The sequence below is a fragment of the Shewanella surugensis genome (assembly GCF_023284005.1).
Taxonomy (GTDB): domain Bacteria; phylum Pseudomonadota; class Gammaproteobacteria; order Enterobacterales; family Shewanellaceae; genus Shewanella; species Shewanella surugensis.
On sequence record NZ_JAKIKS010000024.1, the window covers coordinates 1 to 22,837 of the forward strand.

Annotated in this window: 20 protein-coding genes and 1 tRNA gene; 14 read left to right on the forward strand and 7 right to left on the reverse strand. The window is 42.7% G+C overall.

Going from position 1 to position 22,837, the window contains the following annotated elements:
• The first annotated feature begins 806 nt into the window (after positions 1 to 806).
• Genes cyoA through cyoE form a run of 5 tightly spaced genes read left to right on the forward strand, consistent with a single transcriptional unit; the run spans position 807 to position 5,447 of the window.
• Positions 807 to 1,688: a ubiquinol oxidase subunit II gene (cyoA, locus tag L2764_RS08095; RefSeq protein ID WP_283106949.1), complete on the forward strand. Its 882-nt coding sequence runs from the start codon at positions 807 to 809 to the stop codon at positions 1,686 to 1,688.
• A gap of 1 nt (position 1,689) precedes the next feature.
• A complete protein-coding gene (gene cyoB / locus L2764_RS08100) occupies positions 1,690 to 3,660 on the forward strand; it encodes a cytochrome o ubiquinol oxidase subunit I (protein ID WP_248939720.1) in 1,971 nt (656 codons plus the stop codon).
• The gene (gene cyoC, locus L2764_RS08105) at positions 3,653 to 4,276 is read left to right on the forward strand and encodes a cytochrome o ubiquinol oxidase subunit III (protein ID WP_248939721.1); all 624 of its coding nucleotides are present in this window, start codon (positions 3,653 to 3,655) and stop codon (positions 4,274 to 4,276) included. Before cyoB ends, cyoC begins: the two co-directional genes overlap by 8 nt.
• On the forward strand, positions 4,273 to 4,602 hold the full coding sequence (gene cyoD, locus L2764_RS08110; RefSeq protein ID WP_248939722.1) for a cytochrome o ubiquinol oxidase subunit IV: 330 nt from the start codon (positions 4,273 to 4,275) through the stop codon (positions 4,600 to 4,602). The genes cyoC and cyoD overlap by 4 nt, the downstream gene beginning before the upstream one ends.
• Positions 4,563 to 5,447: a heme o synthase gene (gene cyoE / locus L2764_RS08115; protein ID WP_248939723.1), complete on the forward strand. Its 885-nt coding sequence runs from the start codon at positions 4,563 to 4,565 to the stop codon at positions 5,445 to 5,447. The genes cyoD and cyoE overlap by 40 nt, the downstream gene beginning before the upstream one ends.
• Positions 5,448 to 5,580: 133 nt before the next feature.
• Here the strand turns inward: cyoE and L2764_RS08120 are convergent, their stop codons facing one another.
• The 7 genes from L2764_RS08120 to punR all read right to left on the reverse strand — a co-directional run bounded on the left by L2764_RS08120 (position 5,581) and on the right by punR (position 9,754).
• The gene (locus L2764_RS08120; protein WP_248939724.1) at positions 5,581 to 5,919 is read right to left on the reverse strand and encodes a TusE/DsrC/DsvC family sulfur relay protein; all 339 of its coding nucleotides are present in this window, start codon (positions 5,917 to 5,919) and stop codon (positions 5,581 to 5,583) included.
• A complete protein-coding gene (tusB, locus tag L2764_RS08125; protein ID WP_248939725.1) occupies positions 5,913 to 6,194 on the reverse strand; it encodes a sulfurtransferase complex subunit TusB in 282 nt (93 codons plus the stop codon). Before tusB ends, L2764_RS08120 begins: the two co-directional genes overlap by 7 nt.
• Entirely contained in the window at positions 6,194 to 6,550 is a 357-nt protein-coding gene (gene tusC / locus L2764_RS08130; RefSeq protein WP_248939726.1) for a sulfurtransferase complex subunit TusC, read from the reverse strand. The genes tusB and tusC overlap by 1 nt, the downstream gene beginning before the upstream one ends.
• A 95-nt stretch (positions 6,551 to 6,645) precedes the next feature.
• Positions 6,646 to 7,035, reverse strand: coding sequence for a sulfurtransferase complex subunit TusD (tusD, locus tag L2764_RS08135; protein ID WP_248939727.1), 390 nt, complete (start codon positions 7,033 to 7,035; stop codon positions 6,646 to 6,648).
• A gap of 127 nt (positions 7,036 to 7,162) precedes the next feature.
• The gene (locus L2764_RS08140; RefSeq protein WP_248939728.1) at positions 7,163 to 7,819 is read right to left on the reverse strand and encodes a pseudouridine synthase; all 657 of its coding nucleotides are present in this window, start codon (positions 7,817 to 7,819) and stop codon (positions 7,163 to 7,165) included.
• Between the two features lie 131 nt (positions 7,820 to 7,950).
• The gene (locus L2764_RS08145) at positions 7,951 to 8,610 is read right to left on the reverse strand and encodes a Bax inhibitor-1/YccA family protein (protein WP_248939729.1); all 660 of its coding nucleotides are present in this window, start codon (positions 8,608 to 8,610) and stop codon (positions 7,951 to 7,953) included.
• 241 nt (positions 8,611 to 8,851) lie between these two features.
• On the reverse strand, positions 8,852 to 9,754 hold the full coding sequence (punR, locus tag L2764_RS08150; RefSeq protein ID WP_248939730.1) for a DNA-binding transcriptional activator PunR: 903 nt from the start codon (positions 9,752 to 9,754) through the stop codon (positions 8,852 to 8,854).
• 120 nt (positions 9,755 to 9,874) lie between these two features.
• Here punR and punC point away from each other — a divergent pair, with 120 nt between their 5' ends.
• The 9 genes from punC (at position 9,875) to L2764_RS08195 (ending at position 22,658) form a co-directional block, all read left to right on the forward strand.
• Positions 9,875 to 11,101: a purine nucleoside transporter PunC gene (gene punC / locus L2764_RS08155; RefSeq protein ID WP_248939731.1), complete on the forward strand. Its 1,227-nt coding sequence runs from the start codon at positions 9,875 to 9,877 to the stop codon at positions 11,099 to 11,101.
• Positions 11,102 to 12,011: 910 nt separating this feature from the next.
• Positions 12,012 to 12,102, forward strand: a tRNA-Ser gene (locus L2764_RS08160).
• A 1,450-nt stretch (positions 12,103 to 13,552) separates the two neighbouring features.
• Complete coding sequence (locus L2764_RS08165; RefSeq protein ID WP_248939732.1) at positions 13,553 to 14,071, forward strand: Hcp family type VI secretion system effector; 519 nt, start codon at positions 13,553 to 13,555, stop codon at positions 14,069 to 14,071.
• A gap of 165 nt (positions 14,072 to 14,236) precedes the next feature.
• The gene (locus L2764_RS08170; RefSeq protein WP_248939733.1) at positions 14,237 to 16,291 is read left to right on the forward strand and encodes a type VI secretion system Vgr family protein; all 2,055 of its coding nucleotides are present in this window, start codon (positions 14,237 to 14,239) and stop codon (positions 16,289 to 16,291) included.
• A 149-nt stretch (positions 16,292 to 16,440) separates the two neighbouring features.
• Positions 16,441 to 21,165: a DUF6531 domain-containing protein gene (locus tag L2764_RS08175; RefSeq protein ID WP_248939734.1), complete on the forward strand. Its 4,725-nt coding sequence runs from the start codon at positions 16,441 to 16,443 to the stop codon at positions 21,163 to 21,165.
• Positions 21,165 to 21,443 carry a DUF6966 domain-containing protein gene (locus tag L2764_RS08180; protein ID WP_248939735.1) on the forward strand — a complete coding sequence of 93 codons (279 nt, stop codon included), beginning with the start codon at positions 21,165 to 21,167 and terminating at the stop codon, positions 21,441 to 21,443. Before L2764_RS08175 ends, L2764_RS08180 begins: the two co-directional genes overlap by 1 nt.
• A 58-nt stretch (positions 21,444 to 21,501) precedes the next feature.
• A complete protein-coding gene (locus L2764_RS08185) occupies positions 21,502 to 21,804 on the forward strand; it encodes a hypothetical protein (RefSeq protein ID WP_248939736.1) in 303 nt (100 codons plus the stop codon).
• Between the two features lie 80 nt (positions 21,805 to 21,884).
• Positions 21,885 to 22,190 carry a hypothetical protein gene (locus L2764_RS08190; protein ID WP_248939737.1) on the forward strand — a complete coding sequence of 102 codons (306 nt, stop codon included), beginning with the start codon at positions 21,885 to 21,887 and terminating at the stop codon, positions 22,188 to 22,190.
• A 126-nt stretch (positions 22,191 to 22,316) separates the two neighbouring features.
• Positions 22,317 to 22,658 carry a hypothetical protein gene (locus L2764_RS08195; protein WP_248939738.1) on the forward strand — a complete coding sequence of 114 codons (342 nt, stop codon included), beginning with the start codon at positions 22,317 to 22,319 and terminating at the stop codon, positions 22,656 to 22,658.
• Positions 22,659 to 22,837 lie beyond the last annotated feature (179 nt).

Genomic DNA, 22,837 nt, shown 5'->3' on the forward strand with positions numbered 1-22,837 from the left:
GTAAGGTGTTCGATCAGGGTCATTGGGTTACCTCTCAGAAAGTGAGGTGCGATTAGATCACAGTAATTCAGCAGATTCAATCTTTGTTAACAAAGTGCGATCCCGCCCTGTGGATCAATGAGATGTTATTTTTTAATGTTCTCATTTTAATGTAATAAATAAAGGCCTTTTTTTATATTATTTCAATGAACTTAATATATTAAGTTTTATTCTATTTCTGTATTTTCGAACAAAGATATACATTGTTTAATAAAATGTTTTAGTTGTGTACGTTGTTTTAATTTAAAGGGTGTGAATGTTTATTTGGTTGCGTTTATTGTCTTTTAATATTTAAAAATAAAACAAACAAGAACAAGATTTTTGTCTTTATGAAAAATGACATAATAAAGAAGATAAAAATACGCTGTGTCGAAATTTTTGTTTTGATTGTTTTTACAGATTGCCCTATATTACCCCGTGGAAAAAATAAGGGCTTTAAATAGGGTTTTTAATGGATCTACAGCGTGTTTGTCTAGTGCTTTATTAATGTCGATGCTGAGCGGTTATTGCTTTAATCCTATTGAAAACAACATCTAAAGATAATCTTTCGATGTTTTTTTTGTATTTTTAATGGGAGCTTTACACTCTAGTGTAAATATTTTGTGTTTACTGTTGTTAATTACCTATAAGGAAATAAAGTAAATAACATTAAAGGTTAAAATAGATAAATAAAATGACACACCAAACAGCAATATACAGAAGTTATCTTTCTGTCCTTATTAGGTTTAGGTGTGCGTACTCTTAAAACTTTCTAATCGAGTTGTAAAATGAATATATGTAAAAAATATATTTTTTGGTTAACAATACCATTAACTATGCTATTAAGTGGTTGTAATATGGGGACCCTTGATCCAAAAGGTCAAGTGGGCGTCGATGAAAAATCACTGATTATTACTGCAACATTACTCATGTTAATTGTTGTGATCCCCGTTCTTGTTATGACCTTTGTTTTTGCTTGGAAATATCGAGAAAGTAATACCAAATCAACTTACTTACCGAATTGGTGTCATTCAAATAAGATTGAATTCTGGGTGTGGGGGATCCCTTGTGTCATTATTTTGATATTAGGCACAATTACTTGGCGTACAACTCATGAATTAGATCCATATAAACCCCTTGTGAGTGATGTGAAGCCGATAACGATTGAAGTGGTTGCATTGGATTGGAAGTGGTTATTTATTTATCCAGAACAGCAGATTGCCACGATTAATCACATTGAGTTTCCTGAAAATGTGCCGATTAATTTTAAAATCACTTCTGATGCCCCGATGAACTCTTTCTTTATTCCAAGACTCGGAGGACAAATTTATGCCATGGCGGGAATGACCACCTTGTTGCATCTCATTGCTAATGAGCAGGGCACTTACCGTGGTTTGTCGGCCAATATTAGTGGGGAAGGCTTCTCTGATATGAAATTTACTGCTACCGCAACCTCTCAGCAAGGTTTTGATGATTGGGTGAATAAAGTGAAAGCCTCTGATCAGTATTTAGATAAAGCTAAATACAACACATTATTAAATAAGAGTATTGCAGATCCTATTCAATATTTTTCTGATGTTGAACCGAATTTGTTTGGTCAAATTGTGCATAAGTACATGATGCCAGGCATGCAAGATGAAGATCATAAGTTTATTTTAAGGCAGGAATAACATGTTTGGTAAATTAACCTGGGATTCTATCCCTTGGGATAATCCGCTACCGATGGGCGCAGTCGCGATGATGGTTGCGGTTGTAGTGATCATTGGTGTGCTTATTACACGTGCGGGTAAATGGAGCTATCTCTGGCATGAATGGATAACCTCAGTCGATCATAAAAAAATCGGTATCATGTATATGCTCGTGGCGTTTGTCATGATGCTGCGTGGTTTCTCTGATGCCATTATGATGCGTCTGCAACTGGCGATAGCTTCTGGTAATGAAGGTTATCTGCCGCCAGAGCATTATGATCAAATCTTTACCGCCCATGGCGTGATCATGATTTTCTTTGTGGCAATGCCACTGGTGATCGGACTGATCAATATTGTTGTTCCACAGCAAATTGGTGCACGCGATGTGGCTTTCCCATTCCTTAACTCTTTAAGCTTTTGGTTATTCTTTGTCGGTATGGCATTGGTTAACATTTCTTTAGGTGTGGGGGAATTTGCAAAAACCGGTTGGTTAGCGTATCCACCTTTATCAGAACTCGGTACGAGTCCGGGAGTGGGGGTCGATTACTACATTTGGAGTTTGCAAATAGCCGGTGTGGGGACCTTGATGACGGGGATTAACTTCTTTGTCACCATTATGAAGATGCGTTGTCCTGGCATGACATTAATGCGTATGCCTATTTTCACTTGGACGGCATTATTTACTAACATCCTCATTATTGCGGCATTCCCAGTACTGACCGTGACATTAGCCTTATTAGCATTAGATCGTTACATCGGTACGCATTTCTTTACTGCTACCGCTGGCGGTGACCAAATGATGTACGTTAATCTGATTTGGATTTGGGGTCACCCAGAAGTTTATATCTTAATCTTGCCTGCTTTTGGTGTTTTTTCCGAAGTAGTCAGTACTTTCTCTCGTAAGAAACTCTTTGGTTATACCTCTATGGTGTATGCCTCGGCTGTGATCGCGATACTTGCTTTTAGTGTGTGGTTACATCATTTCTTTACCATGGGATCGGGGGCCAACGTTAACGCCTTCTTTGGTATAGCCACTATGATTATTTCCATTCCAACCGGGGTGAAAATATTCAACTGGCTATTTACTATTTTTCGTGGCCGTTTGAAAATCAATCTGCCTATCATGTGGACACTGGCGTTCTTATCCACCTTTACTATTGGGGGAATGACAGGGGTATTATTATCCGTTCCTGGCGCAGATTTCTTATTACACAACAGTTTATTCCTTATTGCTCACTTCCATAATGTGATTATTGGTGGTGTGGTGTTTGGTATGTTTGCGGGTTACAGCTACTGGTTTCCGAAAGCGATGGGTTACACGCTGGATGAGAAATGGGGTAAACGTGCGTTCTGGTTATGGGTTTCGGGCTTCTACTTAGCCTTTATACCATTGTATGCACTTGGCTTTATGGGCATGACGCGCCGTTTAAGTCACTATGATCCATCAACGGGTTGGCAGCCATTGTTATTGGTTGCATTATCAGGTGCAGTATTGATCTTATTTGGCGTTCTTTGCCAAGTGACTCAATTGTACGTCAGTATTCGTGACCGTCATATCAATCAAGATGTCACAGGCGATCCATGGGATGGTCGTACGCTTGAGTGGGCCACGAGTTCACCGCCAGCAAACTATAACTTCCCTTTCACCCCTGTGGTTGAGGATCGTGATTGTTTCTGGAGCGAAAAAGAGAAAAATAATGGACAACGTCCTAAAGAGACACGCGAATATGTTGACATTCATATGCCGCGTAACACGGGTGCGGGTGTCATTATTTCAGCGTTCTCTTTGGTGTTTGGTTTTGCCATGATTTGGCACATCTGGTGGCTCGCAGGGTTGGGTTTACTGGGGATGTTTGTGAGCTTTATACGACGTTGTTTTGAAACGGATGTGGATTACTACATTCCAGCAGCTGAAGTTGAAGCGACTGAAAAATTGAGGGTACATAATGTCTAGTGTAGCAGTGGACACACAACAGCATCAAAGTGATCATGACCATGATCACGAACATGATGAAAGTTCAAGCACCGTTTTTGGTTTTTGGATTTACATCATGAGTGACTGTATTTTGTTTGCAACCTTGTTTGCAACCTATGCCGTACTGAGCAGCAACACCTTTGGTGGGCCTGCGGGTCATGAAATCTTTAGCATGCCTTTTGTGTTGGTTGAAACCTTTTTATTGTTAACCAGTAGCTTTACTTATGGTTTAGCCATGCTGGCCATGCATAAAGATAAATCTAAGCAAGTGGTGAGTTGGCTGGTTGTGACCTTTATTTTGGGCTTCGGCTTTATCGGCATGGAGCTGTATGAGTTTCATGAGTTGATCACAGAAGGTCACAGTTGGCAAACCAGTGGTTTCTTATCGGCTTTCTTTGGATTAGTCGCGACCCATGGTTTACATGTGAGTTTAGGTCTTATCTGGATGGTTGTGATGATGTATAGCGTATTACGTTATGGTCTGACTAAGCAGGTTAAGACGCGTCTGACATGCTTGAGCTTATTTTGGCATTTCCTTGATATCGTTTGGATTTGTGTTTTCACTGTTGTTTATCTGATGGGGGCGATTACATGAGCAAGTCAAATGTCACCAGTAGCGGCGCCGATCATGGCACCTTAAAATCCTATATTATTGGGTTTATGCTGTCTATTTTGTTGACCGTTATTCCTTATTATTTGGTCGTAGAGAAAAGTGTACCGACGGTGACACTGATTTTATTAGTGGTTGCTTTTGGGCTTGTTCAGCTGTTAGTGCAATTGGTTTTCTTCTTGCACTTAAACACTAAATCTGAAAAAGGCTGGAATTTTCAATCGTTTGTGTTTACCGCGTTGGTTGTTGTCATTCTACTAGCAGGCTCATTATGGATCATGTACAACCTCAGAATAAACATGATGCATTAAAATTAAGCTCACTTATTTCAGTGACTAAGCCCGGGATTATCTTGGGCAATCTTATCACTGTCATAGGCTGTTTTTTTCTTGCATCAAAAGGAGAGTGGCACGGTGATCTCCTGTTTAAAGTCATTATAGGGATAAGCTTGGTCATTGCTTCTGGCTGTGTATTTAATAATTACATAGACAAAGACATTGATAAGCTTATGGAGCGAACGCAGGGCCGTGTTATGGTGCTAGGTTTGTTGCCTGATTGGTTTGCGTTGAGCTACGGTCTGTTACTGGGGGGATTGGGCTTTGCTTTTTTAGCGAGTATTAACGTGTTAACACTCGTTATGGGAGCCATTGGCTTTATTTTCTATGTAGGGATTTATAGCCTGTGGGCAAAGCGCCATACTGAATACGGTACGGTGATCGGGGCAGTATCGGGTGCGATGCCGATGGCAGTGGGTTATTGCGCGGTCAGTAACCATTTAGATGCGGGGGTATTAACCTTGATTGTGATCAGCATCTTATGGCAAATACCTCACTCTTACGCCATTGGTGTGTTTCGCTCAAAGGATTATCGCAGTGCGAGTATTCCTATTTTATCGGTGACTCGGGCTATTTCGACGGTAAAAGTGCATAGTTTGGCGTATATTGTTGCCTTCAGTGTCGCCTGTGTCGCGCTTTATGTCTTAGGTTATGCAGGAGTTATATACTTAACCTCGATGCTGCTATTGAGTGCTTGGTGGATGAAGTTGGCTTGGGCTGGCTTTTCAGCTGAAGATGATAAAAAATGGGCGAAGAAGATGTTTTTCTTTTCCATCATTATTATCAGTATTTTCAGTTTGCTCATTGGGTTGGGTTTATAAGGTTAAATCGTATCGATTAGCTCCATTAAAGCCGATTAAAAAAGGAATGAAGTTCATCACTTCATTCCTTTTTTATTATTTGCGATTGTTTGACTCAAAATATCAATTATATAGTCGTTAATTTGCGTATGAATTAAATACACTTAGCGGGTTTGGGTAGGCCAGCAATTTTCGTGGCTTGCTTAGCGGGCCCGAGGGGGAAAAGGGTATATAAGTATTTAGAATTGCCTTTTTCACTGCCTAAGGTTTGACCAATGGCTTTGACCAGTACCCGTATTGCAGGGCTGGTTTTATATTCAAGGTAAAAATCACGTACAAAATTAACCACTTCCCAATGCGCATCCGTAAGCAGAATATCTTCTTGCTTGGCAATGATCTCACCTAGCTCAGGGCACCAATCGGCCACATTGATTAAATAACCTTGATGATCGACGGTAATATGTTGGTTGTTAAATTCAATATGGTTTACCACGTGATGACCTTTTCATGTGTAAGTGTTTGACTGATAAATTCATCATAATCGATCATCTTAAAGGCTGATAATCGTGATGATAACCCTCTTGCCATGACATCTTCTTTTAATAAATACAGGCTATAGCCCGTTAATTGGACTTGCCAAGCGGGGAGTAAGAGTGAGTAAAGTCCATTACCACTTAACAAGATGCTGTCTTTGCTGGCAGCGTAGCGAAGGCAAGTGCCGAGGGCGTTGTCTTCACTGGCTGAATGTTGAATGTGATGTAAAATCATTAAAATACCCAAACTTGATCGGCAGATTGCAGTTGTTGTTGAATGACATCGGCTGCACAGAGTGTGATGGGAATGATGAAATCTTCAGGGACTAAGCCAAGCGCTTGCATGGCGTCTTGGCAGACAAAGACCGAATCGATATCGTATAAAGGCAGGGCTTTAAAAGTGGCGATATAATCTTTACAGCCAATACGTTCAGGTGCTTGGTTTGAGAGTAAGTTAAATAGGCCATCAGCCGTGAAAACTAAGCTGACTTCTTGCTCATAGCTGGCACTGAGCAGGGCAAGATCGAGTCCTTCTCTTCCGGCGGCATTGTCGTGGGGACCGCGTCTAAAAATAATGGTCACTTTTTTCATGATTTTTCCTAAAAACGTCCTTGACTCGCTGTTGCAGATGCGTTGCTGGTTACAGATTGATCTGATCGTGGTGCTGTTAAATTTAGATGTCTTTTTTAGAAGCTCAGCAGTCTATCTGCTGCGTCAAGACCCGTGACTAATTCCCCTAGGCCTGCCATGGTAAAAGGGGGCTGCATGTTCCAGTTGTCATAGCCATTTTCTTTCGCTTCGGTTTCAGACTGTACGCCACGTCTGAGGGCCGCAGAAGCGCAATTGACCAAAGGAATCGCATATTCTTGGGCTAATGCTTGCCAAGCCGCATTGAGGTCAAATTCGTCATTAGCGGGAGAGTTAAGCTGGTTACTGTTAAGGACACCGTCTTGATAAAAAAAGACGTGTATGACCTCATGTCCGGCCGCTAATACGGCTTGGGTGCAGCGATAAGCACGATAGCTGCTGCTGGTACTGTAAGCAGAGGTATTGACCTGAATGATAAATTTGCTCATGAATAAACAGTTTGCTTAAAAATAATCTGTCTATGGTAACGCAAAATACGCAATGAGGGGGGGTTTTTGCAGCCTGAGCCCCTCATTGTTGATATCCAGCGCTGTTATTATTGATAACGATTGAGCTTCAACGATTGATCGCTTTCTTGCTATTGTTAACGGCGTCAGTAATATTCTCGACTTCTGCGGGCATGAGCTTACCTAAATGAATAGTGCCTACGCGAATGCGAATGAGCCTCAAGGTCGGAAAACCGACTGCTGCAGTCATTTTACGTATTTGTCGATTTTTACCTTCACTAATACAGATTTTTATCCAACTGATGGGGCCGTGTCTGGCATCGCGGATGTTACGTCCTCTTGGCGGCAACTCAGGCTCTGTGTTTAGTTTTTGGACATGGCAAGGTCGGGTGAGGTATTTTTCGCCTTTAATGCCTATTTCTACGCCGGTTTGCAATGCAGTGAGTGCTTCTTGGTCAATCGTACCATCGAGCTGCGCGACATACTCTTTTTCTACGTGTTTTCCGCAGATATTATAACTGTACATGCCATCGGTGGTCAGCAGTAATAACCCTTCCGAGTCATGATCGAGCCGTCCAACGGCCATGGTGTTAGCCGGAAAAGGATAGAGATCGCCTAATACTTGTTTGCGTCTTTTGGCTTCTTGTACAAACTGGCTCAGGCAGCCATAGGGTTTAAACAGTTTAAAATACTGATGATCGTGCGGGCTGGTTGGCTTTTTATGTGAGAGCTCTGAGCTAGATAGGTCTGTTAAAGGGTTAGGCATGGATATCACAAGAGGTCAGTTTGAAGGAAGGTGAGATAGGGCAAAATAAAAAAGGCCCACTGAAGGGCCCTTTAAAGGGGATCCAAGCCCATGGAAGATTGCTCTTCAACGGGTAGAATACTAAACGATAATTAGTCGTTATTACCGATCCCCATTAAGTTAAGCAGGGCGATAAATAGATTGATAAAATCTAAGTATAAAGAAACCGTTGCACGAATATAGTTGGTCTCGCCGCCGTTAACAATTCGGCTAGTATCGTATAAGATAAAACCGGTCATTAATAAGGCAATGCCAGCGTTCATTGCCATGAATACCGGGCCACTACCGAGGAAAATATTAACGATTGAACCGACGATGACAATCACAAGACCTGCGACTAAAAAGCCTCTCATGAAAGAGAAGTCTTTTTTAGTGGTGATCGCATAACCTGATAGTGTGATAAAAATGAGTGAGGTTAACCCTAAGGCTTGCATGATAAGCTGCGGCCCATTGGCCATGCCCGCATAGTGATTAAGGATGTAACCCAGTGAAGCACCTTGCATCCCCGTAAAGGCAAACACCCAAAAAATACCCGATTGTGAATCGGCTTTCTTTAATGTGACAAAAAGTAATACTAATCCACCAATCGATAAGCCCAGTGATAACATCGGCCCTATCTGCATTGCCATGGCCAAACCTGCACAAACGGCTGAAAAGGCCAGTGTCATTGACAATAACATATAGGTATTTTTTAAAAGTTTGTTTACTTGCGTTCTTGACTGATCAGCAGAATAAACCGTTTGTTGTGACATATCTTTCTCCAAAAAACAGATTGATTAAGCAAGGACTGTGCATTAATACAACGTGGACGCGTCCTAAAACGTTGTTATTTTGCAAAATCACCCGCTAATTAGTTAAATCATACCTTAGCCAGCGACAAGGTTAAAGAGAACTTGATTAAAGTCTATACAAAAATGGCAGAAAAAGCGGCTTTGTTGCAATGAAAGTGTGTTAAATTTCAATTTTAAGCCGCTATAGGCTCTGTGCTTGTCTTTAATTTAGCCAATCTTTATGGAGTTTTTTACTGTCGCCTAAGTAATTTAATACCCAAGCCATGGCGGGGGATTGATTGGTGGCATTCCATGCTAAGCAGCAGGGACTCGGCGCTTTTGGCCGCTCTAATTGTTTTTCGATTAATGCACCGGTTTTAATGAAGGGTGCGGCAAAATGCATCGGCATATAACCGATCCCTAAGCCTTCACGAAAACAATTAATGGCTCTGATCCAATCGGGTACGACTAAGCGGCGTTGATTTTCCAGTAACCACGTCATGCGTTTCGGGATTTCTCTGGAGGTATCTTCTAAACAAATGGAAGGATAGGGGCGCATTTCATCATCAAGCAATGGGCGATGAACATGGGCTAATGGATGATTATGGCTGACAAGAAAAGCCCACTTGATTTCGCCCATGTCTTTAAAATGAAAGTCGCCTCCGACGGGGATTGCGGTGGTTGCGCCAATGGCTATATCGCTGCGTTTTGTCGCAATAGACTCCCAAACACCATTGAAGACTTCAATGCGAATAATGAGCTCGATATTTTTAAACGTACGATAAAAATCAGCGATTAACGTGCTGATTTTGTCGGCTCTGACAATATTGTCAAAGGCGATCGCTAAGGTCGGTTGCCAGCCATTAGCAATGCGTTTGGTATCACTGCGCATTTCAGCCATATTGGTGAGTAAACTGCGTGAGTGCTTCACAAAATACTCGCCCGCAGCCGTTAAGCTGACGCTGCGATGGTGGCGCTCAAATAATATCACGCCTAATTCTTCTTCGACTTGTTTAACGGCATAACTGACCGCAGAGGGGACTTTGTGTAATTTATTCGCAGCAGCGGTGAAACTACCGACACGAGCGACCATATCGATAAGTTGTAGTGACTGTTCTGAGAGCATTATCGGCAATTCCTTGCTATGAGATTATTTGATAGCTAAGTTCAAAAATAAACGTTTCACAAGCTTTTAGCAAATGATTAAACTACGACGCTATATTCCTTTGTGTTGATTTTTTAGTTTATGAATTCAGTTATCGATGTTAAATACATATTGTTTCTCGCTTATCTTGCATTACTGAGCATGTTAGGTTTTATTGCTACCGACATGTATTTACCTGCATTTAAAGCAATAGAAACCACTTTTACCGCCACTCCAGGCAACGTGGCGATGTCGCTGACCAGTTTTTTAGCCGGATTGGCTTTGGGTCAATTACTTTATGGCCCGCTGGTACAACGTATGGGTAAACGGGGTGCATTAATTCTAGGATTAGTGATTTTTGGCGCCGCAAGTCTTTGGTTAGCCAACAGTGAAACAATCTTAAGTTTTAATATAGCACGTTTTTTCCAAGCATTGGGCGCGTGCAGTGCCGGTGTGATTTGGCAAGCGATTGTCATTGAAAAATATGATGCCGAACAAGCTCAAGGTGTGTTTGCTAATGTGATGCCGTTAGTGGCCTTATCACCTGCGCTGGCGCCGATTTTAGGGGCTTTTTTGTTAAATATTACGGGTTGGGAGGGGATTTTTCTGACGCTAACAGGTTTAGCGGTTGCCCTTATTCTCCTCACTTGGGTATTAGTGCCTAGCGATAAACATGTAAAAGGCGCGGTAAAACCGCAACGTATTTCCTATTTTTCGATTTTAAAAAATAATCGTTACTTGGGTAACGTGCTAATTTTTGGTGCGTGTTCTGGTGCTTTCTTTGCTTACTTAACCCTTTGGCCGATAGTGATGGAGCTGCATGGGTTCGCGGCGACAGAAATTGGCTTAAGCTTTATTCCACAAACCATTATGTTTATTGTGGGCGGCTATGCCAGCAAAATCATTATTCGCAAATTGGGTGCAGAAAAGGCATTAAAAGTATTATTAAGCTTATTTGCACTCTGTGTTGCTGGGATTGCAATCTGTACTTTAGTGTTTCAAGGATTAAGCTTGTATCCGCTATTGATTATTTTCTCGGTATTGGCGGCGGCGAATGGCGGTATTTATCCCATTGTGGTGAACAGTGCCCTGCAAGAGTTTCGTCATAACGCTGCTAAGGCGGCAGGGTTACAAAACTTTATCCAGATCAGCATTGCATTTGGTGCCTCTAGCATTGTAGCCATGTGGGCAGCGAAAGGGGAGATGGCGATTGGCGCGGGCATTACTATTTGTGGTTTACTGGTGCTCGCGGCCTATAAGCTTCGAGGCTATAAAAGTCAAAGCCAAGATAAAGACGGGCCGTCGTTAGCGGTAAACCAAGAGAGCTAAAGCGGTTGAGCGTATATGGCGATTGGCGCGGGCATTCCCCTTTGTGGTTTGCTGGTGCTCGCGGCTTTTAAGCTTCGATGTTCTCAAAGAAAAGTCAAAGCCAAGATAAAGACGGGCCGTCGTTAGCGGTAAACCAAGAGAGCTAAAGCGGTTGAGCGTATATGGTGATTGGCGCGGGCATTCCCCTTTGTGGTTTGCTGGTGCTCGCGGCTTTTAAGCTTCGATGTTCTCAACGAAAAGTCAAAGCCAAGATAAAGACGGGCCGTCGTTAGCGGTCAACCAAGAGAGCTAAAGCGGTTGAGCGTAATATGGCGATTGGCGCGGGCATTCCCCTTTGTGGCTTACTGGTGCTCGCGGCTTTTAAGCTTCGATGTTCTCAAAGAAAAGTCAAAGCCAAGATAAAGACAGGCCGTCGTTAGCGGTAAACCAAGAGAGCTAAAGCGGTTGAGCGTATATGGCGATTGGCGCGGGCATTCCCCTTTGTGGCTTACTGGTGCTCGCGGCTTTTAAGCTTCGATGTTCTCAAAGAAAAGTCAAAGCCAAGATAAAGACGGGCCGTCGTTAGCGGTAAACCAAGAGAGCTAAAGCGGTTGGGCGTAATATGGCGATTGGCGCGGGCATTCCCTTTGTGGTTTGCTGGTGCTCGCGGCCTATAGGCTTCGATGTTCTCAAAGAAAAGTCAAAGCCAAGATAAAGACAGGCAGTCGTTAGCGGCCAACCAAGAGAGCTAAAGCGGTTGAGTGAATATGGCGATGGGCTCATGCTGACGGTAAAAAGAGAATAGATTAACGGCTCTAAAAGGTTATTAATGTGAATAATTAAGTAAAGTGATGATAAAGTCATCACTTAAATCTTTTTTGAACGTTTTGGCTTTACAAGGTGTCACTGAGCTTATATTATTCGCTCCATTGGAGAGATGGCAGAGTGGTCGAATGCACCGGTCTTGAAAACCGGCATGGGTTTATAGCCCATCTAGGGTTCAAATCCCTATCTCTCCGCCAAATAAAGAGAAATACCGTTGAGAAATCAACGGTATTTTTTTGTCTGTACTCCAATCGCATTGACATGGGTTTATAGCGTGTTGATGTAGGGTCAAATCCCTATCTCTGTGCCAAATAAATAAAAAAACCGCTAATTTTATTAGCGGTTTTTTTATGCCTGAATGTCCAATAAGATAGGTATGGGTTTATAGCATGTCGATGTAGGGTTCAAATCCCTATCTCTCCGCCATATAATACAAAAAAGCCCATCAGCAATGATGGGCTTTTTTTACATGGTTCAAATCAAGTGAACACTTTTGTCACGCCATCAGACTTCGGATGAGGCACATCTAGTGTGGTTAGATCACCATCATTAAGCTAAAATCCGGAACTAACATTTTTATTGATCAACTCAAGAGCAGTACATGCAAAAACGTCTATCCCCAGAATGTCAGGCAGTCGATTAGCCAGCAAGCTATCTCCGGAAGCAACATATATTATATAGCTAAGCAACTAGCGTTTGTCGCAACATATCGATGCAGTTCGATGGTTGAGAACGTTAACAGAGGACTCCGCCCCTACCTATGTGCTCGTAAGTAGATCACCTCTGAGAGTCTCGATCTCATCTGCTTTTACCTGAATCATCAGCTCTTTCTCAGAAGCCTGCACGACGACATACAAGGCAAACCCTAACGGGATCAGGCTATCCAAATTAGTTGGATATGCTCGGATTTTGGCGCTTCAAGAGAGTCGATCTAGTCGCTTGATCTAGCTTTGATCTAGCTTTGATCATTATAGGATTAATATGGAAAGGTTGGGAAGTATATTATTTAGTCACTATTTTTAGATGATTATCTCGTTGGACCCAGTTGGCTAACGGATCCTTTTAGTCCCCCCCCCCCAACTTTCCGATAATGGATATTAACGTGTGATTAATAGGTTACGCTGGTAACAGACATATCATCTTTTTTGTTGAGATCATACTTTAGCTGAGCAGAATGTGAGCTGATTAATATTCGTGGTATGAGTTGTAAATTAGAATTGGCGGCTGTCACGAATCGAAAACATGAAAGAGGTGATGTGTGGATAACCCGTTGCTGAGTTTTTGTTGTACTCAATATGGATTGAAAAGCTCCAATGATCACCTCTCATCCTATTATTTTAACAAGCTAAAACATTACAGTCCCTTTGGTTGGTTTTATACGGCTGGGCAATTTATTGCCCAGATCGAGCAATAAGTTGCCCAGTTGGGCAATAAATTGCCCGCAAGCTGAGTATGAAAATAATACAAACCCTTTTAAATCAATTGAATAAAAATTGGCACGTTTCGTGCTGTTAATTATACGTAATTAAATGACTTATTAGGTTAATAAAGAGATGCTAATGAGTTTTAAATGTTTACTTTTTGAGTTGGTGCTCAAAGGGTCGACAGAAAATACCTATCATTATTGACGACAAAAGGAATTAAATAATGCCAACACCATGTTATATCTCAATCGAAGGCCAAACACAGGGTAATCTTACAGCAGGTGCATTCACTTCTGATTCAGTCGGTGACATCTTTGTTGAAGGTCACGAAGATGAGATGCTGGTTCAAGAATTTAAGCATGTAGTCACTGTCCCAACGGATCCACAATCAGGCCAACCTTCTGGTCAGCGTGTGCATAAACCGTTCATTTTCACCGTGGCATTAAACAAAGCGGTACCGTTAATGTATAACGCATTGTCTACGGGCGAAAAGTTAAACAAGGTTGTACTGAACTGGTATCGCACCTCTATTGAAGGCAAGCAAGAGCACTTCTTCTCAACCTCATTAGAAGGCGCTACCATTGTTGATATCAATTGTCATATGCCGCATTGCCAAGACCCGACTCAGTCTGATTTCACTCAATTAGTTCAAGTGTCATTGGCCTATCGTAAAATTGATTGGGATCACACAAGTGCAGGCACATCAGGTTCTGATGATTGGCGTAAACCGACAGAAGCTTAAGTGATCACTTAAGTTTTAAAGCTTGCTCGAAGCCATGAGTTATCAGCTCTGCTTTGAGCGAGTTTTTTATTGATGGGCTGTTATACCTAAGCCAGTGAATAGACGGGCTTTAGCTGGCTTAGGTATAACTTTCCTGTATACGGAATAATAAAAAAGGATTTGAGTATGACACTTGCAGGCTCTGGATTACGTTATCAATTTACCAGTAAAGGGCTAGATGAAGACAGTTTTGATGTGGTGAATTTTCATTTTACAGAAGCGCTCTCTACTCCCTTTATGGTTGAATTAGTGTTATTGAGTCGCAAGAGTGATCTGACCCCTGAGTCCATTGTGGATCAGTCTGGATTATTATCTTGGGCGATCAATGGCGAAATCACCCGCCAAATTAATGGGATTGTGAGTCAATTCACTAAAGGCGACACCGGTCATCATCACACCCAATATAAAGTGACCCTCGTTCCCGCGTTGTCTCGACTTAAGCTCAGGCATAACAGCCGCATCTTTCAAGCGCAAAGCAGCTTGGCGATTATTAAGACCTTACTCACCGAGATGGGCATTACGGATCATGCCTTTAATTGCGATCCCAGTTTAGACAAAAGGCTGCGCGAATATTGCGTGCAGTATCGTGAATCTGATTTTGACTTTATCAGTCGCTTAGCCGCAGAAGAAGGGCTGATTTACCATTTTGAACATGAAAAAACCAAACACACCTTAGTGTTCAGCGATAGCACTAAAAAGCTGAGTAAATTAGGCCTGCCTTTTCCTTATAACGTCATCAGTGGCGGGGTCTCGGATGTGCCTTTTGTTAATCACTTTGAGCTTCAACATCAAGTTAGAGTGGCTAAAGTGGCGCTCAAAGATGCCAGCTTTAAAAAGCCTCAGTACAGCTTCTTACAAGAAAGTACCGCAACTGATATGGAGTATCAAGCGCAAAGCTACCAACATTTTGACTTTCCCGGTCGCTATAAAGACGATGAATCCGGTAAGCCTTTTACTCAAACGAGGCTGGAGTATTTAAGGCGTGATGCCCTCGATGCCAGCGGTTCGAGTAATATCATGGCGGCCAGTGTGGGGTATAAATTTGACCTGATGGAGCATATCGATCAAAGCTTTAATCGCGATTGGTTACTCACCCAAGTCACGCATAGGGGAGTCCAAGGGGCCAGTGCCGAAGAGGCCAACTCGACGACGCCGACGACATACAATAATACCTTTCATGTTATTCCCGCCAATACACCGTGGCAGGCCGCGCCCAAGACCAAGACTAAGCCATTAGTGAGCGGGCCACAGTCGGCAGTGGTGGTGGGGCCCAAAGGGGAAGAGATTTTTTGCGATGAACATGGACGCGTGAAGCTGCAATTTCCTTGGGACCGTGAAGGGAAAAGTGACGAACAAGCCAGTTGCTGGGTACAAGTGAGTCAAGGCTGGGCGGGGGCACAATATGGAATGACGGCGCTTCCGCGTATTGGTCATCAGGTCATAGTGAGTTTTTTAGAAGGGGATCCGGATCAACCCATCATCACCGGCCGCACTTTTCACGCCACCAATGTACCGCCGTATGTATTGCCGTCTCATAAAACCCGTACGGTGATTAAAACGCAAACCCATAAAGGTGAAGGCTTTAATGAACTCAGGTTTGAAGATGAAGCCAGCCGTGAACAAGTGTTTGTCCATGGTCAAAAAGATCTCGACATTATTGTGCGCAATACGCGCCGTGAGAATACCGGCATGGATCATCATTTAACGGTCGAAAATGAGCAGTTTGCCATCGTTAAGCAAAGTAAGCACAGTACGGTGGGTAAGGATTTAATTGAAGAAGTACGTGGTGATAAACACCAAGCCATTGGTAAAAATTTCATCCAAAAAGTCACTGCGGGGCTAAAACGCATCATCGGTGGCGGCATGGTGACGCAAGTCGATGGGGCCCATAGCATGTCGATAGTGGCTTCTGAAGAAAAAACCATTGGCGGCGATCAAAAAATAGAAGTCAATAAAGACAGTTACTTAAAAGCCAGCAACATCGTTTTAGAGGCGGGAACAGCATTGACGATTAAAGGCCCTGGCGGTTTTATCAAAATCGATTCTGGTGGCGTGACCATTTCGGGTAGCAAGGTCAAAATCAATGAAGGGGGTTCGCCCGGTAAAGGCAGTGCGCCTAAAGCGGCTAAGCCGGAAGAGCCAAACAAGCCAACACTGCCAGAGCCAGCAGATAAGCGCTAAGCCTGCCGATAAGTGTTAGGGGTTGGCACTACAGCATGAAAAATAATAAAAGCATAAAGCGTTAGCAAGGTTAAAGAGGGGAGGAACTGATTAGTGTTCCCCCCAATGACCCTGCACATGGATAAGCAGAATAAAGAAAAGGAACCAGTATGCCAAAAGCGGCGAGATTTGGGGACACGGCCGCAGGTCACGGCTGTATGCCAGCTACGCCTATTTTAGCGGGCAGTGGTGATGTGAGTATTAATGGAAAGCCGGCAGCGCGAGAAGGTGACATGGTGCTGCTGCATATGTGTCCGTGTCCAAACATGCCTCATGGCATTCATATGCGTAGCATTAAAGCAGGCTCATCCAATGTCAGCATTAATGGCAAACCTGCTGCTCGCGTTGATGATGCGATTGATTGTGGCGGTAAAGTGGCCGCAGGCTCACCCGATGTACTCATTGGTGATACGCCTTATCAATCGCCAGCGCACAAATGCGCCGAAGGCGCGGCTAAATCCCATGCGCCTATGCTGCAGTTTGAGCCCATGCTGGCGCCGCTAGCGGGTACGTTTGGAGCGGGATTAGATTTTATTGAGCAAGGGACACAGACTGATACAAAGAAAACCAAGGACACGATTGCCAAGGAAAAAAATGCTACTGAGCCAGTCGTGAAGGCGACTCAGTGTGAGGGCGATCCTATCGATATGGCCACTGGCAATGTGGTGGAGTGGCGTACCGACTTCACTTTGTCTGGATTAGCACCGCTTATTCATAAACGTTTTTACCATTCTGACCAAGATAAAATGACGGGTTTGCTGGGCCATACGTGGCGCAGTTATTGGGATATGTGCCTAGAGGTTGATAATGGCATCGTTACTTTTATCGATGATAAAGGCGCCAAAGCCCATTATCCCTTGCCTGCCGATGGTGAGGAAAAGCGTGCAGCCCATATGCCAGCATGGCGCTTAATGCGTCAAACCGGGCAGCTTGTCATGCGTCACCTCGATGGCACGTATTTGGGGTTTGATAGCGAGCAGCCGATTTATCCAGTTGAGGATGAAGATGATGACAGCGATATCAATACACTTGCTGAGAGTGGGACTGTTGAAACATTAGAAAAGCACCACTTATCACTGAGCCATATTCGTGATAGCTATGGCCATGAACTGTGCTTTATTTATGATAATGGCAAGCTGGAGTGGGTTAAACTCAGTGATAACAAACAACAGGTTAACGTCGAGTCACAAGATGGCCTTATCACCAAGCTCATTTTATGTGATGAAAACCAGCAACCGTTAAAAACCTTAACCCGTTTTAACTATAACCGTGCAGGGCAACTCATATCGGTACGTAGCGATGCGGGTAATAATTTTGATTATGAGTACGACAAGCAAGATAACTTACTTAAGTGGTCTGATTTAGGGGAAACCTGGGTAGAGCATACTTATGATGAGTTCAATCGCGCCTTAAGCACGCGAGCAAGCAACGGTCGCTGGCAAGATCAAATTCGCTATGACGATGACAATGCAATTGTTTATTATAAAAACCCGCATAAAGGTATTCAGTGCTATTACCGCGATGAGCGCAATAACATTGTTAAACATATCGATGCTAAAGGGTATGTGACCTTATCCCAGTGGCAAAACAATCAACTGATCAGTGAAACCAATGCGCTGGATGAGCGCACTGAATATGTTTATGATGACTGGGGGCAAGTCAGCAGTATTATCGCTGCCGATGGCAGTGAGCATGTGTATGAATATGATGATAATGGTCAGCTCATTAGTGTCACTAACCCCTTAGGGGCTCGTTGGCAATATGAATACGATACACAGCAAAACCTGATCAAATCAAGTGATCCTCTCGGGCGTCGTTGGCAGTTTGAGTACGACAAGCAAGGCCAGTTAACCCGACAAACCCAGCCCGATGGCCTGCAAACGCAGTTTAGTTTTAATGAAAACGGGCAAATGAGCCAAGTGATCCCCCCATTTGGCCATCGTTTGCGTTTTCAATACGATGTATTAGGGCGCTTAACAGAACGCAGCACTCACTTATCCGACCCAGAGCCTTCAGCTGCTCTTAATGAAGCAGCGTCTCAGCAAACCTTAGTTAGGCGCTGGCATTACGAACAGGATAAGCTTCAGCCGAGTCATGTGGTGTTTGAAGATGGCAGTGAGCAGCGTTTTGATTATGACGTTGAAGGCAACCTCATTAAGGTGGTCGATCCCTTAGGCCAAGTTTATGGTTATGAGTATGGTGCCTTTGACAGTTTAATGGCCACAACGGATCCACTTGGGCATACCACGCGTTATCTGTATAACGGTGAAGGGCAGTTTGCCGGTGTTATTAATAGCCAAAACCACCAATGGCGCTACCATTACAACGAATTAGGTCAAATAACGGAAGAGCGGCATTTTGATGGCCGCAAGACACAGTTTGAATACGATCCCTTAGGCCGAGTGGAAAAACGCATTGCCCCCGATGGTGCACAACTGCTTTTTTATTACGATGTCCTTGGTCGCCTAACGCAAAAGCAAGCGCTGCAATTGCAAAATACGCATAAATTGGCTAGCAATAACAAAGTTGCAGCAAGCCAGTTAGCACTTGAAAGTGAGTATCGGATTACCAGCAATACCTTTTTTGAATACGATGACGCCTCGCAGCTGATCAAGGCCACGGTGGATGATAGTCGCTATAAAGGTGCCACAGCTTCTGAAAGAAACGCTCCACAAATAGAGACTGGTCCATTAGAGGCTGAAAAAAGTAAAAAAGTGGTCGTTGAGTATGAATACAATCTTGGGGGGCAACGTATTCTCGAACGGATCAACGGTCAAACCATCAGCAGTGAATATAGTGCCAGTGGTGAGCGTGTCGCGATCAACAGCCTTGAGCGGCCCTTAGATAATGACAGCCCTGAGCGTTCACTCATAAACAGCCCCTATCAAATGCAACTCACGCATCAACAAGGCTTACTCACTGGTGTACAAATTAGCGATCATCAAGCGTTGCAATTTAAACACAACAGTCAAGGCTTTGAAGTGTCCAGACAAAACCAGCAAGGCTTTCATTTAGCCCAAGCGTGGAGTCTGGGCGGCGACTTACTCACTCAGGAATTGGCCACGCAGCAATTGGTGGCGGGAGGCTCTGAGGCCAACAAGTTCGCAGAACAAGCTGATGCCTATTATTTAGGGCCAACCAAGCCCCAAGGTGCGCGGACATTACAGCGCCACTATCAATACGACGCATTGGCACGCATCAGCGCCATAGATGAAACCCATTGGGGCAGCAGTCAATTTACCCACAACGCTAATGGCCAAATTACCCACCAAGCAAGCATGCCAGAAGCGGCGACGGCACAAAGTGCAGCGCCACTCGATTCTGTAGAGTCCTCAGCGGCTCTTAGAAATAAAGAGCCCTCAGCCCAGTCAATAGTCGTTAAGCAATTTGACTATGATGCGGCGCAGAACTTAATTGAAGTTAACCAGCTCACGCCTACTGATAAAACCGTTCAGCAAGCATCAAATAACATTATTGATTTCGCATCCAAACGGCTTGAAAAGCAGCTTAAGTATCAAAAGGGTGGCCGCGTCGAAACGATAGGCGAGCACACTTATCATTACGATATTTGTGGCAGAGTGTTTGAAAAAGTGACCAATAAGAAAGGTTTCAGGCCCCAAGTCACCCAGTATCTATGGGATGAAGAAGACAGGCTTATCAGAGCGACACTGCCAGGTGGGGATAGTTGGCATTATCAGTATGATGCTTTCGGCAGGCGAGTGGCCAAAGCTAAACAGCAAAGCAACCAAGCCATCAAACAAGGATCAACACAAGAGCAGCAAGCCGCCAAAGAGAGGATCAATAAACCGGCTCAAATACAGTACCTGTGGGATGGTAATAACCTTGTTGAGCAGCAGCAATACTATGCAGATGGTCGTTTAGCCGATAACACCCAATGGTATTATGAACCCGACTCTTTCAGGCCTCTGGCACAAAGACAAGTTAACGTTTCTTCTATAGAGCCAGCGCATGAAGATGAAGCCAGTCGAGAATTGGCGCCCCAGCTACACTACATCATAGCCGATCATGCCGGCACACCACGCGAGCTGTGCAGCGAGGATGGTCAAGTCAAATGGCGCGGCCAGCAAAGCCTCTGGGGGGCGTTTAAGCAGTTTAATGAGCAAGACACGCCGTTGACGCGGTTGGATAGCCGCGATGAACAAGCCTTGTTTACGCCTGAGTCCAATAAACAGCAAGCCGCCAACGATCCTGTGTTTTGTGACTTACGCTATCAAGGCCAGATTTTTGATGCTGAAACAGGGCTTTACTATAACCGCCACCGATATTATGATCCTGATTCCTGTCAGTATCTAACCCCCGATCCTATTGGGATGGTTGGAGGGAACAGACCCAACTCATACGTGAATAATCCCATGGAATGGGTGGATCCGTTGGGGTTGGTTAAAGAAGCTTGTAAAAAAACAAATTTAGGTCGAGTTGATGGGAATTTCTCTGCAATAGAACCTGGACCTTTACCTGACCATATGGCTGAAACGTTTTCTGGTGGTAAATATAAAGTCATTACACTTGAAAAGGATACTGTTTTACATCGTGCAGGTACGGCAGATCAGCCTTTAGGTCAATTCTTTGCTTTAGAAGCACCTTCGGGAGTTTTACAAACCCGTGTAGATAAAGCTGTATTACCAGTTTGGCCTAATGGAGCAAAATCTCCGATAGACACAGCATTTGAAATAAAAATCCCTAAAGGTACTCAGGTTTATGTTGGGGAAGTCGGGTCTCAGGGTGGTTTTTTTATTGGCGGTACTGAACAGGTAGTCGTACAGAAACCTTGGACTATTGAAGGGGTTGAAGTTTTAAATGGGAAACCTTTGTAATGAATGATTTAAAAAATATTGAACAAATATTAATTCGGATGACCAATTTACTTAGATTGAGTAATGTCGAAGGTTGGGCTGAAGTATTAGATGAATGTAATCGAAAGTTATCCGTTCAGCCCGTTGAATCCACAATAAAAATATTGTCTTTATATGGAGGGATGGGGTCATTGAATGATGTAATTCTTTATAAAAATGGACAACCATTATTTCAAGAAAATTCAGAATTTGATGATTTACGGGGAAATCTTTATCAGCTATGTAAAAAAATAAAGTGATAATTGATTACTTGTTAACTTTAGAGGGCTGCTTAGCCTTTTTTAGGGCGTTTTTGATGTGAACACCGTTAATAGTAGCTTTGCTCGACAAAAAATTGATATTAAAAAACAGTTACAAATAACGATTAAATCTTTAAGAGAAAAGTATGGTGTTGATAAAGAAGATACTGTAATTGACGACATTAAACGTTATTCTGATTGTCTTGCTGATTTTGATGCGATTTTAAGTATTGATGATTTAAAACAATGCCTTAATCCTTTGTTGAATTGTGCAAGAGGATATATGGAGACTTCAAGCCAATATGAACAATCTTTTTTATATGAAATGGGGAAAACTGAAAAGTTAATCAAACATTTATGATAGAGCCATTTTGTGCTTGTTTCTTATCGGTATAGCGTTTTGACCCCTTTAGAGGAAAAGTTGCATTTGGAGATGAGTAAATGTTTTTAGATAATATCATTAAAAAATGTCAGATTGTTGCTGACATACTAGAAAATGATGGTTTGAGTCGTCAAGCCGAGAGAATAAATAAAACAATTCGAATGTTGTCACAATTGACTTCACTTACAGATATAGAGGCTCAAAAAAAATTATCAACCAAACCTTATAGAACAGAAATAACATTTTTATTGAGTGCTGTGACTGATATCAAAGGGTTGAAAGACATGTGTCCAACTCAGCTATCTTATGATGACTGGAGAGCTGCTTTATCTGTTCTAAAAGTTGCTTTAGATGATATTAAATAACATAAAAATAGTTAGACAAACAAAAGAGCCAATTAAATCACGATCAACATAAGCTGCTGATTTTGTTGTATTTAAAGCTAGTGAGCACAATTGGGTTATGTCTTAGATATATTGGAAGGGAATACCATGGATCGTAGTAAATTGAGTGAATTAATAGCATATGTTACTAAAGCAGATAGTAAAGTAGTTAGAGTAAAGGTTATTAAAGACACTATTGTCGTGGACTTAAAAAAATTAGGGTTTGTTTTTGATCAAGCGTTGAGTGAATTTTATCTTCAACTTTCTAATAATACAGAAAAAGGTGAGTTATTTTCTAAGTTGAGGGGGATTAATATATGCTTTTCATCTGGAAAAGAATGGACTCCCGCTGAGGTTTTTCAATTTTTAAGGGAAAATAAGTTCGTGTCTGGTAAATATCAACGAGTTAGTTGGAGCCAACCCAATGTTTTTCACATTGTTACAGAGTAAGTTACAATTATAGCTTCGTTTTTTTATTGAAAGATTATCTTTTTAATAGGGATTATTTAACTGTGTTATGAGTGATTTAAAAAATATTGCACAGATAATAATGCGGATGAGCAATTTACTTAGATTGAGTAATGTTGAAGGTTGGGCTGAAATATTTGATGGATGATGTTTTAAGTTTG

Excerpts from the sequence above, each read along its gene's own strand:
- cyoA (WP_283106949.1), top strand. The coding sequence starts at position 807 with ATGAATATATGTAAAAAATATATTTTTTGGTTAACAATACCATTAACT.
- cyoB (WP_248939720.1), top strand. The coding sequence starts at position 1,690 with ATGTTTGGTAAATTAACCTGGGATTCTATCCCTTGGGATAATCCGCTA.
- cyoC (WP_248939721.1), top strand. The coding sequence starts at position 3,653 with ATGTCTAGTGTAGCAGTGGACACACAACAGCATCAAAGTGATCATGAC.
- cyoD (WP_248939722.1), top strand. The coding sequence starts at position 4,273 with ATGAGCAAGTCAAATGTCACCAGTAGCGGCGCCGATCATGGCACCTTA.
- cyoE (WP_248939723.1), top strand. The coding sequence starts at position 4,563 with ATGGATCATGTACAACCTCAGAATAAACATGATGCATTAAAATTAAGC.
- tusB (WP_248939725.1), bottom strand. The coding sequence starts at position 6,194 with ATGATTTTACATCACATTCAACATTCAGCCAGTGAAGACAACGCCCTC.
- tusC (WP_248939726.1), bottom strand. The coding sequence starts at position 6,550 with ATGAAAAAAGTGACCATTATTTTTAGACGCGGTCCCCACGACAATGCC.
- tusD (WP_248939727.1), bottom strand. The coding sequence starts at position 7,035 with ATGAGCAAATTTATCATTCAGGTCAATACCTCTGCTTACAGTACCAGC.
- L2764_RS08140 (WP_248939728.1), bottom strand. The coding sequence starts at position 7,819 with ATGCCTAACCCTTTAACAGACCTATCTAGCTCAGAGCTCTCACATAAA.
- L2764_RS08145 (WP_248939729.1), bottom strand. The coding sequence starts at position 8,610 with ATGTCACAACAAACGGTTTATTCTGCTGATCAGTCAAGAACGCAAGTA.
- punR (WP_248939730.1), bottom strand. The coding sequence starts at position 9,754 with ATGCTCTCAGAACAGTCACTACAACTTATCGATATGGTCGCTCGTGTC.
- punC (WP_248939731.1), top strand. The coding sequence starts at position 9,875 with ATGAATTCAGTTATCGATGTTAAATACATATTGTTTCTCGCTTATCTT.
- L2764_RS08165 (WP_248939732.1), top strand. The coding sequence starts at position 13,553 with ATGCCAACACCATGTTATATCTCAATCGAAGGCCAAACACAGGGTAAT.
- L2764_RS08170 (WP_248939733.1), top strand. The coding sequence starts at position 14,237 with ATGACACTTGCAGGCTCTGGATTACGTTATCAATTTACCAGTAAAGGG.
- L2764_RS08175 (WP_248939734.1), top strand. The coding sequence starts at position 16,441 with ATGCCAAAAGCGGCGAGATTTGGGGACACGGCCGCAGGTCACGGCTGT.
- L2764_RS08180 (WP_248939735.1), top strand. The coding sequence starts at position 21,165 with ATGAATGATTTAAAAAATATTGAACAAATATTAATTCGGATGACCAAT.
- L2764_RS08190 (WP_248939737.1), top strand. The coding sequence starts at position 21,885 with ATGTTTTTAGATAATATCATTAAAAAATGTCAGATTGTTGCTGACATA.
- L2764_RS08195 (WP_248939738.1), top strand. The coding sequence starts at position 22,317 with ATGGATCGTAGTAAATTGAGTGAATTAATAGCATATGTTACTAAAGCA.